At 67.6% G+C, this 11,667-nt stretch carries 13 protein-coding genes; 6 read left to right on the forward strand and 7 right to left on the reverse strand.

The genetic code is table 11. From position 1 onward, the window contains the following. Nucleotides 1–87: 87 nt before the first annotated feature. The 4 genes from yidC to rpmH are packed head-to-tail and all read right to left on the reverse strand — an operon-like array spanning nt 88 to nt 1,935. The gene (yidC, locus tag ACRDPN_RS03875) at nt 88–1,188 is read right to left on the reverse strand and encodes a membrane protein insertase YidC (RefSeq protein WP_431446018.1); all 1,101 of its coding nucleotides are present in this window, start codon (nt 1,186–1,188) and stop codon (nt 88–90) included. After that, entirely contained in the window at nt 1,176–1,460 is a 285-nt protein-coding gene (gene yidD, locus ACRDPN_RS03880; protein WP_431446020.1) for a membrane protein insertion efficiency factor YidD, read from the reverse strand. Before yidD ends, yidC begins: the two co-directional genes overlap by 13 nt. Next, entirely contained in the window at nt 1,457–1,792 is a 336-nt protein-coding gene (gene rnpA, locus ACRDPN_RS03885; RefSeq protein WP_431446021.1) for a ribonuclease P protein component, read from the reverse strand. Before rnpA ends, yidD begins: the two co-directional genes overlap by 4 nt. A 5-nt stretch (nt 1,793–1,797) precedes the next feature. Next, a complete protein-coding gene (gene rpmH, locus ACRDPN_RS03890; RefSeq protein ID WP_431446023.1) occupies nt 1,798–1,935 on the reverse strand; it encodes a 50S ribosomal protein L34 in 138 nt (45 codons plus the stop codon). Nucleotides 1,936–2,314: 379 nt separating this feature from the next. Between rpmH and dnaA the strand changes: the two genes are divergently transcribed. The 6 genes from dnaA (at nt 2,315) to ACRDPN_RS03920 (ending at nt 8,852) form a co-directional block, all read left to right on the forward strand. Continuing rightward, nucleotides 2,315–3,805, forward strand: coding sequence for a chromosomal replication initiator protein DnaA (dnaA, locus tag ACRDPN_RS03895; protein WP_431446025.1), 1,491 nt, complete (start codon nt 2,315–2,317; stop codon nt 3,803–3,805). A 401-nt stretch (nt 3,806–4,206) separates the two neighbouring features. Continuing rightward, nucleotides 4,207–5,349: a DNA polymerase III subunit beta gene (gene dnaN, locus ACRDPN_RS03900; RefSeq protein WP_431446026.1), complete on the forward strand. Its 1,143-nt coding sequence runs from the start codon at nt 4,207–4,209 to the stop codon at nt 5,347–5,349. A 14-nt stretch (nt 5,350–5,363) separates the two neighbouring features. Beyond that, nucleotides 5,364–6,287 carry a phosphogluconate dehydrogenase (NAD(+)-dependent, decarboxylating) gene (gene gnd, locus ACRDPN_RS03905; RefSeq protein WP_431446027.1) on the forward strand — a complete coding sequence of 308 codons (924 nt, stop codon included), beginning with the start codon at nt 5,364–5,366 and terminating at the stop codon, nt 6,285–6,287. Between the two features lie 3 nt (nt 6,288–6,290). Continuing rightward, nucleotides 6,291–7,421, forward strand: a complete 1,131-nt coding sequence (gene recF / locus ACRDPN_RS03910; RefSeq protein WP_431446028.1) for a DNA replication/repair protein RecF — start codon at nt 6,291–6,293, stop codon at nt 7,419–7,421. Continuing rightward, nucleotides 7,414–7,938: a DUF721 domain-containing protein gene (locus tag ACRDPN_RS03915; protein WP_431446029.1), complete on the forward strand. Its 525-nt coding sequence runs from the start codon at nt 7,414–7,416 to the stop codon at nt 7,936–7,938. The genes recF and ACRDPN_RS03915 overlap by 8 nt, the downstream gene beginning before the upstream one ends. 110 nt (nt 7,939–8,048) lie before the next feature. Continuing rightward, nucleotides 8,049–8,852 carry a hypothetical protein gene (locus tag ACRDPN_RS03920; protein WP_431446030.1) on the forward strand — a complete coding sequence of 268 codons (804 nt, stop codon included), beginning with the start codon at nt 8,049–8,051 and terminating at the stop codon, nt 8,850–8,852. A 234-nt stretch (nt 8,853–9,086) separates the two neighbouring features. Here the strand turns inward: ACRDPN_RS03920 and ACRDPN_RS03925 are convergent, their stop codons facing one another. The 3 genes from ACRDPN_RS03925 to ACRDPN_RS03935 form a co-directional block, all read right to left on the reverse strand. After that, entirely contained in the window at nt 9,087–10,229 is a 1,143-nt protein-coding gene (locus ACRDPN_RS03925; RefSeq protein ID WP_431446031.1) for an AAA family ATPase, read from the reverse strand. A 120-nt stretch (nt 10,230–10,349) separates the two neighbouring features. Continuing rightward, nucleotides 10,350–11,147, reverse strand: a complete 798-nt coding sequence (locus ACRDPN_RS03930; protein ID WP_431446032.1) for a phosphatase PAP2 family protein — start codon at nt 11,145–11,147, stop codon at nt 10,350–10,352. A gap of 123 nt (nt 11,148–11,270) precedes the next feature. Continuing rightward, nucleotides 11,271–11,486 (reverse strand): H-type lectin domain-containing protein, encoded by a 216-nt coding sequence (locus ACRDPN_RS03935; protein WP_431446034.1) that lies wholly within the window; start codon nt 11,484–11,486, stop codon nt 11,271–11,273. Nucleotides 11,487–11,667: the final 181 nt, after the last annotated feature.

Genomic DNA, 11,667 nt, shown 5'->3' on the forward strand with positions numbered 1-11,667 from the left:
CGCCGTCGAGGTCCGCGATGTCGAGCAGCTCCTCGAGGAAGTCGGCCGCGGCGTCGCCCTCCACCTCGAGCTTCGTGGAGTCCGTGGTCATCTCTTCCCACCCTTCTTCTTCTTGTTCTTCGTGCGCTGGCTTCGCGACTGCTGGCGGGGTTGCTGACGAGGTGTCGGCTCTGCAGCACCCTTCGACCCACCGTTGGGGCTCGAAGCGTCCGCTGCACCGGGGAGCGGGGTAGGGCCGGTGGACGGGCTCTTACCAGCCTGCTTCTTGCGCTGATCACGGGACTGCTTCTTGGGTTGCTGACGGGCAGGGGCCGAGTGCGGCTCCTCCAGCTCCTTCAACGGGTCCTCGACGACGGTCTTGCCGTGTCGGGCGTCGCGCTCCTGCTTGGCCTTGAACGCCGGCGTGCCGGGAGCTGGGTTGTTCCGGATGACGTAGAACTGCTGGCCCATCGTCCACAGGTTCGAGGCCGTCCAGTAGAAAAGGACGCCGAGCGGGAAGAACACACCGCCGAAGGCGAACACGAGCGGAAGAATGTAGAGCAGCATCTTCTGCTGCTGGGCGTACGGACCCGACATGGCGTCCGGCGGCATGTTCTTGCTCATCAGCTGCCGCTGCGTCGCGAACTGGGTCAGACACATGACGACGACCAGCGTCATGGTGAAGATCTTGGTCTCCACGTTGTCTGAGCTGATGAACGTGTCGGCGATCCGAGCCCCGAGCAGCTCGGCGTTCGAGAGAGACTCCGCGTCTGCACCGGTCAGGAACCCGCGAGCACCCTCGGCACCCTCCTTCGCGGCCTTGTCGATCACCTGGAACAACGCCAGGAACACCGGCATCTGCAGGAGCAACGGAAGACAGGAGGCAAACGGGTTGGTGCCCGTCTCCTTCCACAGCTTCATCTGCTCCTGCGTCAGCCGCTCACGATCGTGGCCGTACTTCTTCTGCAGCTCCTTGATTTGCGGTTGAAGCAGTTGCATGTTACGGCTCGACTTGATCTGCCGGACGAACAGCGGGATCAACAGGGCACGGATGGTGACGGTCAGGCCGACGATGGCCAGTGCCCAGGTCCAGCCCGAGTCATGCGGCATGAACTGGTCGAAGAGCCAGTGCCACGCCAGCAGCACGCCTGACACCGCGTAGTACAGCGGCGTCATGATGGCCGATCCGAGATCGGTTAGGAAGCCCATGGTTCTCCTGTGGTGGGGGTCGCCATCGACGACGAGCGCGCCGATGACCTGCGGATCTGTGCGGGCGGAACGGGGTCGAGGCCACCGGCCGCCCATGGGTGGCATCGCGCTACTCGCCGCGCGGCAAGCCAGGTGCCACGGAGCGATCCGTGGGTCTGCACGGCCTCCAGCGCATACGCGGAGCAAGTGGGGTAGTAGCGGCACACCTGGCCGTACAGCGGACTGATCGCGAACCGGTAGCCCTTGAGCAGCCAGATCAAGACGTGCTTCATCGGGCACCTGCCCGAGCAAGCGCGACGTCGAGGTCGTCGGCCAACGTAGTCGACGACGAGTCCTTCGCCGGCGACAGTGCCCTCACCACGATCCGAGACCCGCTGGGGACATCGGAAAGCCGGTCGCGCATGAGGTGTCGGAGCCGGCGCTTCACGCGGTTGCGGGTGACGGCACTACCGACCGACTTGCTCACAACCAGCCCCACAGAGGTGACTCCACCGTCGCCGGGCAGGACGTGGATGACGAGCGTCGGCTGCGCCACCTTGACACCGCGACGGACGGTGACGCGGAAGTCCTCGCTGCTACGCATGCGATGGACCTGCTCGAGCAACGGGCTCAGGCCGAAAGCTTGGAGCGCCCCTTGCGGCGACGCGACGACAGGATCGAGCGCCCGGCGCGGGTTCGCATGCGCAGACGGAAGCCGTGCTTGCGAGCACGACGGCGGTTGTTCGGCTGGTACGTACGCTTGCTCACGGGACTTCCTCACGAATCGGGCGGTAACTGGTGCTGGCTTGTCTGGAGCTCGCCGGGTGATGCGATGCGAGCCGGTCGACGGCCACCGCTCGCCCACAGATTCTGACTCGCTGTGAGCACGCGGCAGGTGTCGCGCTGGTATGACCACACCACGGTACGGGGGCCCTCCGCGGGGGTCAAACCGACCTTCCTACGCCGCTGTGAGAGGCTCGTCCAGGCGACACGCCGGTCCGTCCTGTTTCGATGGGGAAATCCGCTTGAACTGACCCGGAGCCGCTGCTAGCGTCGCCGCGGTATTCGACTTTTCCACAGTGGAACCCACGCTGGCATGTCGATGCACATTGTGTGGAAAACCATGTGGAGCAAGGGAGGTACCGGGATGGGTGAGGCGCCTGATCGGACCGAGGACATCGAGCTCACCGGTCACTGGAAGCAGGCTGTCGACACTCTCTCGCCCGGCGCCAAGGTATGGGTCTCCAACGCCATGCCGCTGAGCCTCCACAACGGCATCCTGATCGTCGCCGTCCAGGACGACCTCACCCGCGCACAGCTCGAGTCCCGGGTCCGGCCGGCCCTCGAGCACGGGCTCACTGCCTCCGTCGGCCGGGACATCCGACTCATCGTCACGATCGATCCCACCGAGGCCGAGACGAACAATCATCACGGCACAAGTCGACAAAGTGATATATCTACAAGAATCAAAGGACATGATGGAGAAGTTGAACCCGAGGTCGAGCTCGCCGACCTCGACGACGACGAGGATGACGACGAGTTCGTGCCCAGCTGGGCGCAGCGGACCAACGTCGTCCCGATCAAGCGCGGGAGCGCCGCCGAGGCTCGCCTCAACCCGCGCTACCTGTTCGAGAACTTCGTCATCGGATCCTCCAACCGGTTCGCCCACGCCGCCGCCGTCGCCGTCGCCGAAGCGCCAGGCAAGTCCTACAACCCGCTCGTCATCCATGGCGAGTCCGGTCTCGGCAAGACCCACCTGCTCCACGCCATCGGGCACTACGTCCTGAGCCTGTACCCGTCCTCGCGGGTGCGCTACGTGAACACCGAGGAGTTCACCAACGACGTGATCAACGCGATCCAGGAGCGCAAGACCGCCGAGCTCAAGCGCAAGTACCGCGAGATCGACGTGCTGCTCGTCGACGACCTCCAGTTCCTGGAGAAGAAGGAGTCGACGCAGGCAGAGTTCTTCCACACCTTCAACGCCCTGCACAACGAGAACAAGCAGATCGTCATGACGTCCGACCGCCCACCCAAGGCGCTGCGGACGCTGGAGGAGCGGCTGCGCAACCGATTCGAGTGGGGCCTGCAGACCGAGACGCTGCCGCCCGACCTCGAGACCCGCATCGCCATCCTGCGCAAGAAAGCCGCCAATGAGAAGCTCACCGTGCCGGCCGACGTGATGGAGTTCATCGCCAGCCGGGTGCAGACGAACATCCGCGAGCTCGAAGGGGCGCTCATCCGTGCCACGGCCTTCGCGAACCTGCAGAAGGCCACCGTCGACATGCAGCTCGCCCAGATGGTGCTCAAGGATCTCGTCGCCGAGGGCGAGGAGCCCGACATCACGATCGGCCAGATCATGGCCCAGACGGCCACCTACTCGGAGTTCTCGATCGACGAGCTCTGCGGCGCAAACCGTACCCGCAACCTCGTGCTCGCCCGCCAGATCGCGATGTATCTGTGCCGCGAGCTCACCGCGGAGTCGTTGCCCAAGATCGGTCGGGAGTTCGGCGGTCGCGACCACACCACGGTGATGCACGCCGAGCGCAAGATCCGCAAGCTGATGGCCGAGAAGCACGCCGTCTACAACCAGGTCACCGAGCTCACGAACCGCATCAAGCAGCAAGCCCGGCAGTCCTGATTCACGACACGACGCCGTGACACCGTCCTCCTCCGCGATGCACATCTGGGGACCGACCTGTGGGAAAGCCACCCTGACCCGTGGACATTCACCTCCAGTCTGTGAACCCCGTGTGAACGACAGGTTTCGATCCACAAGGCACCGGGTGGAGCCCACCGACTCGCCCACAGGTCATCCACGGGGGTACACCGCTCTCCACCTGCGCGAACGAGGGTTGTCCACGCTATCCACACTGGCTACTACGACTACTACTCGTCTATATGTCAGAAGACCCCGTCAAAGTAGGTCTGAGCCCTGTGTGTGTGGACAGCTCTTCGGGGCCGTGCCCGCACTACCTCGAGGCACTGTTGCGTGGCAGGATTCATCCCGACGGCACCCGTCCTTCCGAAAGGTCCACGTTCGTGAAATTTCGCATCGACCGCGACACGTTCGCCGACGCCGTCGCCTGGACCGCGCGCAGCCTGCCCAACCGTCCCAGCGTCCCGGTGCTCGCCGGCCTGCTGATCGAGACCTCCGGCGACGGGCTCACGTTGTCCGGCTTCGACTACGAGACGTCCACCCGTGCCACCCTTCCGGCCGAGGTTGCTGACGACGGTCGTGCGCTGGTTTCCGGCCGCCTGCTGTCGGAGATCGTCAAGTCCCTTCCGGCGAAGCCGATCGACGTCGCCCTCGATGGCACCAAGGTGCAGGTCGTCTGCGGGAGCGCCCGGTTCAGCCTCCAGACGATGCCGGTCGAGGAGTACCCGCAGCTACCCGACATGCCCACGGCCACCGGCAAGGTCAAGGCCGACGAGTTCGCCACCGCGGTCACCCAGGCCAGCGCGGCATCCGGACGCGACGAGATGCTCCCCTTGCTCACCGGTGTCCGGCTCGAGCTCGAGGGTTCCACCATCTCGTTGATGGCCACCGACCGCTTCCGCGCCAGCCTCCGTGAGCTCAGCTGGTACCCGGAGCGCGGCGACCTGTCGGCCCAGGCACTCGTGCCGGCCCGGGTGCTCGGTGAGACCGCACGCTCGCTGGCGGCCGGCGGAGATGTCACGATCGCGGTGTCGTCCGGCGAGTCCGGCGACGGGCTCATCGGCTTCGAGGGAGTCGTCGGCAACGGTTCGCGTCGCACCACCACCCGTTTGCTCGAGGGCGACTTCCCGCGCGTCCGCCAGCTTTTCCAGGCGCAGGCCGAGACGGTCGCGTTCGTCAGCACCCAGGAGTTCGTCGACTCGGTCAAGCGCGTCTCGCTGGTGGCCGAGCGCAACACTCCGGTGCGGTTGACGTTCGCAGGTGGGCAGCTTCTGCTCGAGGCCGGCAGCGGCGACGAGGCCCAGGCGTCCGAGTCCATCGAGGCCACCATCAACGGTGCGGACATCTCGATCGGATTCAACCCCACTTACCTGCTGGAGGGCCTGGCGGTGATGTCCGACCCGATTGTGCACCTGTCGTTCACCCAGCACACCAAGCCGGCGGCCATCTCCGGCGTGCAGGAGATCGGGGCCGACCCCGACGGCGCGTTCCGCTACCTGATCATGCCGGTGCGGCTGCAGAGCTGATCCCGGGAGGCATCATGCACATCGGTCTCATCGGCCTCGGCAAGATGGGCGGCAACATGCGCGAACGCATGCGCAAGGCCGGCCTCACCGTCGTCGGCTACGACCGCGACCCTCTCGTCAGCGACGTCGGTTCGCTCGAGGAGCTGGTCGAGCAGCTTCCGTCGCCGAAGGTCGTCTGGGTCATGGTGCCGGCCGGAGATCCCACCCGCGCGACGATCATCGCGCTGGCCGACCTGCTCGGCGAGGGCGACGTGGTCGTCGACGGCGGTAACTCACGCTGGACCGACGACGAGAAGCATGCCGCCGAGCTGGCCGAGAAGAACATCGGGTTCGTCGACTGCGGCGTCAGCGGAGGCGTCTGGGGTCTCGACAACGGATATGCGCTCATGGCAGGCGGTGACGCCGATGACATCGCCAAGGTGCAGCCGGCGTTCGACGCTCTGCGCCCGGACGAGAAGTCGGGCTTCGTTCACGCCGGCCGGGTCGGCGCCGGCCACTTCTCCAAGATGGTCCACAACGGGATCGAGTACGCCATGATGCAGGCCTATGCCGAGGGCTACGAGCTGCTCGAGACGGTCGACATGGTCGACAACGTCACCGAGGTCTTCGACTCGTGGCGCACCGGAACCGTGGTCCGGTCGTGGCTGCTCGACCTGCTGGTCAACGCCCTCGAGGACGATCCGGGCCTGTCGAAGATCCGCGGGTACGCCGAGGACTCGGGCGAAGGACGCTGGACGGTCGAGGCCGCCATCGACAACGCGGTCCCGATGCACACCATCGCGGCGGCGCTCTTCGCCCGGTTCACGTCGCGCCAGGACGAGTCACCGGCCATGCAGGCCGTCGCGGCGATGCGTCAGCAGTTCGGCGGCCACGCGGTGCAGGCGGCCAAGGATGTCGGCCTCGATGCCGCCGACCCAGACCCATCTGATCCCGTTTAGACCATGCACGTCGCCCGGCTCGTGCTGCACGACTTCCGGTCGTACCCCGAGGTGGAGCTGGATCTCGAGCCCGGGCCGACCGCGTTCATCGGCGCCAACGGGCAGGGCAAGACCAACCTCGTCGAGGCCATCGACTACGTCTCACGGTTGGACTCGCACCGGGTCGCCGGCGATACGCCGCTGGTGCGTGCCGGCTCCGATCGGGCCGTCGTTCGGGTCGAGGTCCGCCGAGACGACCGGACGGCGTTGCTCGAGGTGGAGATCACACCCGGCCGGGCGAACCGGGCCCGCGTCAACCGCGCACCGCTGCCTCGAACGCGCGACGTCGTGGGCATCCTGCGCACCGTGATGTTCTCGCCGGAGGACCTCGCCCTCGTCAAGGGCGATCCGTCCGACCGTCGCCGGTTCCTCGACGCGCTCCTGACGCTGCGCACGCCTCGACTCGCAGGCGTCAAGGCCGACTACGACCGCGCCCTCAAGCAACGCAACACGCTGCTCAAGTCCGCCCGGGGGCGTCACGGGTCGGTTGACTTGTCGACACTCGACATCTGGAACGACAAGATGGCGGCGCTCGGCGGTGAGCTGGTCGCGCACCGGCTGAGGCTGCTCGACGACCTCGCCCCGCGCCTCGCGTCGGCATACCAGGAGGTGGCGGCGGAGGCGCAGTCCGACCGCCGCGACGTCACGGCGACGTACCGAGCCTCGGTCGGGCTTCCTGACGACGCGGCCGGCGACCCCGCGGCAGTTCACATGGCCCTGCTGGCCGGGATGGAGGAACGACGTCGAGATGAGCTCGACCGGGGCATCAGCCTCGTCGGGCCGCACCGCGACGAGGTGGTGCTCGACGTCGGCGACCTGCCGGCCAAGGGTTACGCGAGTCACGGTGAGGCCTGGTCGCTCGCGCTGGCCCTGCGCCTCGCGTCGTTCGCGCTGCTCCGCGACGAGGGTGACGACCCGGTCCTCATCCTCGACGACGTCTTCGCCGAGCTCGACCAGGGCCGGCGCGAGCAGCTCGCCAACCTCGTGGTCGGAGCCGAGCAGGTGCTGGTCACAGCCGCGGTGGCCGACGACGTGCCCAAGTCACTGCTCGGACGGCGGTTCCGGGTCGAGGGCGGGCTGGTTCAGCATGACTGACCCCACCGATGACGATGAAGCGGTCGCGGATGTCCCCGACGAGGGGCCCGACCCGCTCGGGCTCGCCCGGGACATCGCGGACTCCTACCGGGGCGGTGCTCCCACCGGCTCGCCGAGCCGCCGGCGACGTGCGCCGCCATCGCCCCGCCGCGGTCGGCGGGAGGATCCCGTTCCACTGTCCGACGTCGTCGGCGACCTGATCCGCGACCGCGGCTGGGACGAACGCATCCAGGCGCAGCGCGTCTTCACCGACTGGGCCACCATCGTCGGCCCGGAGATCGCCGCGCACTCCCAGGTGGAGGGGTTCGACGACGGGACCGTGACCATCCGCACCGACTCCACAGCGTGGGCGAAGGAGCTGAAGCTGCTCGCACCTCGCGTCGTGCAACGGCTCAACGAGGAGCTGGGCCATGGCTCCGTGCTGCGCGTCGACGTCCGCGGTCCGCAGGCCCCGTCGTGGAAGAAGGGCAAGCGCACCTTGCGCGACGCCCGTGGCCCCCGCGACACCTACGGCTGACCCACAGCCCGGTGAATCCGAATACCACAAAATCGGTGCGCAGCCTCCTCGCGAGTGATCCAATAAAGGCACAGGGTTCTAGTGGGCGATGTTGGGCGATGACGCGATCGATGAAACGTGTGACGACCTGGGCCGCAGCCTCGGTTCTGACGGCTTCAGGCCTGGTGGCACTGACCAGTGGTGGCGCGCCGGCGGCACCTTTGCCGGCGGAGTGTTCGCAGAATGCGGTCACGAACAAGGTGACGTGCTCCTACGCCACTCCGACCGCGACCCCGGTCCCGTTCTCGGCGCCGGCCGGCGTCACCCAGTTGACCATCAAGGTGGTCGCCGCGTCCGGCGGAAGCGCGTCGAATGCGGGCAGCGAGATCGGCGGCGCCGGTGGCTCGGCGAGTGGCACGCTCACCGTGACCGGCGGCGACAACTTCGGCATCCGCGTCGGCGGCCGGGGCGGTAACGGTAGTGCCAACGTCGCTGGTGCGGCGGGCGTCAACGGCGGCGGCAGCGGGTCAGCTGGCGTGAGCAGCGGCGGTGGCGGCGGCGGCGGATGGTCGTCGGTACACGCCGGAAGCGCCGCCTCCGATGTTCCGTTGATTGCGGCCGGTGGTGGCGGTGGCGCCGGCGGCTTCAACGATGACGGCGGTGTCGCAGTTCCGGGCAAAGGAGGAACCCAGGCAGCCGGTGGCGGCGGCGGTGGCAAGTCCGGGCAGCGTGGCGTGGGCGGCGCCGGCAGCGCAGCCGGTGGCGGTGGGGGCGGCGGCTTCTACGGCGGCGGCGGTGGTGGTGCTGGCGGTGGCGGCGGGGGCGGCAGCGGCCACATCGGAGCCTCTGTGACGGGGTCGTACGGGGCCTCATCGAACTTCGGTAACGGAATGGTGGTCATTTCCTTCACGGCGCCGACGGACGCGGCGGAGTGAACGATCGATGACACGGACGCCACGCAGGGCAGAACCTGCGGGGCGCGACCCGCGCGGACGTGATCTGCGTCGAGTCCGGCAACGACACCATCGTCTGGCGGAGAGGGTTTACGACACCCTGATCGGTGGTGCCGGCGACCACGTCCCCAAGGGCCGGTCCGGCAACGACCTGCGGGGCCTCCCTTCCGATCGCGCAGTATTGCCGGAGCACCCTCATGTCGGGACACGCTGTTCTCAGCGGCGTATCCACTGGGCCATGCCGGGCACGGCGAGTCGGACTCGCTCGGCCTCGGTGTAGATGGTTCCCTTGCGGATCAGTCGGTCACGGACGTAAGACACGGCCTTGGGTTGAGTGCCGAGCGCGTGCGCGACCTCAGAGCCTGTGACGTGATCCTGGGTGGCGCTGAGCTCAGCGAGGGCTGCCAGGTACTCGCGTTCCTTCGGGGAGGCGTCTTGCCAGCGCGACTCGTACAGGCCGGCGGCGAGTTCGCTCTGGGTGGCGTCGATCGCCGCTGGTACATGACTTGCGGCGATCGCGTCGCTGCCCTTCGATGCTCGCCAGGCGTGGTGGCCGAGCAGCTGGATGGCGTACGGGTAGCCACCCGAAGCGGTCGCCAATTGGTCGACGGCATCTGCAGTCATGGGGCGGCCGGCGTCGTCGGCGGGCTTCTCCAGAGCCAAACGGGTCGAGGTGGTGTCGAGCGGCCCGAGGACGTGCCACTCGCCGCGCTCGAAGTAGGTGACGCCTCGCTGGGTGTCGCGGATGCTGGGGAGGCCGGCGACGATGACGACCAGCGGCCATGCGTCCGGGACGTGTTGCTGCAAGGTGGCGGCGAAGTCACCGAGCTCGGGTTTCGCGGCCAGTTGGAGCTCGTCGATGGTGATCAGGAGGCCGGCGTCGTGCTCGAGTGCGGCCTCGCACACCTCCGCGAGCGCGGCGTCCAGCGGCAGCGCCGGCTCCGGTGTCGAAGTCGCCCGCCTGCGGACCTCCACCTCTCCACCGATCCCGAGCACCGACGCTTTGATGGTTGCAGCCGTGACCTCGATCTGTTTGCCGGGCGGAGCCTGTCGATAGAGGTCCCGGGCAGCGGCCAGGCGTTCGAGCAGTTGCGTCGTGAACGGGCGTTCGGGGCGGATCTCGATCGGGACGGTGAGCCAGCTGTGCTCGGTGGCCGCTATCGCCGCCGCCTCTCCCAGGATCACGGTCTTGCCCACTCCCCTGCCCCCGGTGAGCACCAGCGGCCGCGGAGTCCGCCCATCCAAGGCAGCGACGTCGAGTGCCTCAGCGACCGCCTCGAGAACGGAGTCACGGCCCGCCAGCGCCGCCGGCGCCTGGTTGAAACCTGGTCGGTAGGGATTCGGCACCCGAGTAGCCATGGGATCAATTCTAGCAACGTCTAGCGCGTCTAGCACCATGGGTCGCTTCTAGCATCGTCTAGCGCCATTTGGAGCCTTCGCGACGTCAGGTCGACACCGGTTGCCCTGATCCGACCTGCTTCAGGACGCGGTCGGCGAGATGCGCTCCATCGCGGCGACCGCGAGAGCGGTCACGAGAGTCATGGCGCCGAGCACGAAGGCGGCCTCGGCGAAGCCGCTCCATCCGTACGACGGGCGCACGCCGATTCCGACGAGCAGAACGAGCGCCGCAGCGGCCCCGGCCAGGGACCCGACGCCCACCCTGGAAACCGGCCGATGCGACCCGCCGACCACCATCGAGCCGGCTGCAGTCCAGGCCACGCACACCGCGAGTGCGGCGACGATGTCGGACGGGCGGTGCCAGCTGGCGACGATGGTCGAGGCACCGGTCACCATGACAGCGAAGGAGCCGGCCACCACGACCAGCAGCCGCATCGCCCGGGGTGACACCAGGAGGAGTGCACCGACCGCGCTCGCGACGACGGTCGTGTGACCGCTCGGCAGGCTGTTGGGCGCGATGACGTCGAGCATCGATCGTTCGAGCACGACTTCCTTGAGGAACTGGGTCGTGAGGTTCGCCCCGACGATCACACCGATCGCGGCGATGGCCAGCCGGGTGCGTCCGCGCGCGAGAGCCAGCGCGACGCACACCACCGACACGGCCAGCACCGCCCCGATCGAGACCCGGCCGAGGAGGCTCAGGACGGTCAGCTCGGTCTCGCGGCCGGCTACCACTGCCCTCATCGCGCTTTCGTCGACCCGCTGACCCACGCCGGTGTGCAGGGCAACGATCGTCACTGGGACGAACACGGCGACAGCGCCAGCCGCGGCAAGCAGCGGCGTGGCCGGAGAATGCAGTCGTGGTGCGGTCAACCTCACCTGACCACGATGACGGATCCCCCCAACACGCGGTACAGAGGGGTAAGCCCGGGGGCGCCGATCTGCGTCATCACCGCCGACTACGTATTGCGTGTGCGTTGTCGAACACTTCGCGGTCGTTCCTCATGCCCCGTCATGGGCAACCCACGCGACCGACACCCAGTTGAGCGCGGTGTCATCGGTCGTCGTGACCCGGATGTTGAACTCCTCGACTTGGACGTTCTGCATGCTAAGACGGACCCGGGACACGCCCGCCGCGGCCTCGATGCCGGCCAGCGATACCTCGACGTTCGGCGGGTTGGCGAACGGCTGGCCGCCAAACTGGATATCTGGAGACACGTAGGACCGATCGCCTGTGCCTGCACTGAGGGTCTTGCAGACCGCTCCCTGACGACTCGGGCACGTCGCCACCGATCGTCGGCCGGGGCGCCGATCTGAGCGCTTGGGGTCTGTTGGGACGTACCCGGACATGAGGAAAGGCCCACGAGTACGTCTCAGACCTGCTCCTGAGGCGCTCAAG

The sequence above is a fragment of the Aeromicrobium sp. genome, assembly GCF_050700635.1.
Taxonomy (GTDB): Bacteria; Actinomycetota; Actinomycetes; order Propionibacteriales; family Nocardioidaceae; genus Aeromicrobium.

Excerpts from the sequence above, each read along its gene's own strand:
- ACRDPN_RS03915 (WP_431446029.1), top strand. The coding sequence starts at position 7,414 with ATGACTGACCCCACCGATGACGATGAAGCGGTCGCGGATGTCCCCGAC.
- yidD (WP_431446020.1), bottom strand. The coding sequence starts at position 1,460 with ATGAAGCACGTCTTGATCTGGCTGCTCAAGGGCTACCGGTTCGCGATC.
- recF (WP_431446028.1), top strand. The coding sequence starts at position 6,291 with ATGCACGTCGCCCGGCTCGTGCTGCACGACTTCCGGTCGTACCCCGAG.
- yidC (WP_431446018.1), bottom strand. The coding sequence starts at position 1,188 with ATGGGCTTCCTAACCGATCTCGGATCGGCCATCATGACGCCGCTGTAC.
- gnd (WP_431446027.1), top strand. The coding sequence starts at position 5,364 with ATGCACATCGGTCTCATCGGCCTCGGCAAGATGGGCGGCAACATGCGC.
- ACRDPN_RS03920 (WP_431446030.1), top strand. The coding sequence starts at position 8,049 with ATGAAACGTGTGACGACCTGGGCCGCAGCCTCGGTTCTGACGGCTTCA.
- dnaA (WP_431446025.1), top strand. The coding sequence starts at position 2,315 with ATGGGTGAGGCGCCTGATCGGACCGAGGACATCGAGCTCACCGGTCAC.
- ACRDPN_RS03925 (WP_431446031.1), bottom strand. The coding sequence starts at position 10,229 with ATGGCTACTCGGGTGCCGAATCCCTACCGACCAGGTTTCAACCAGGCG.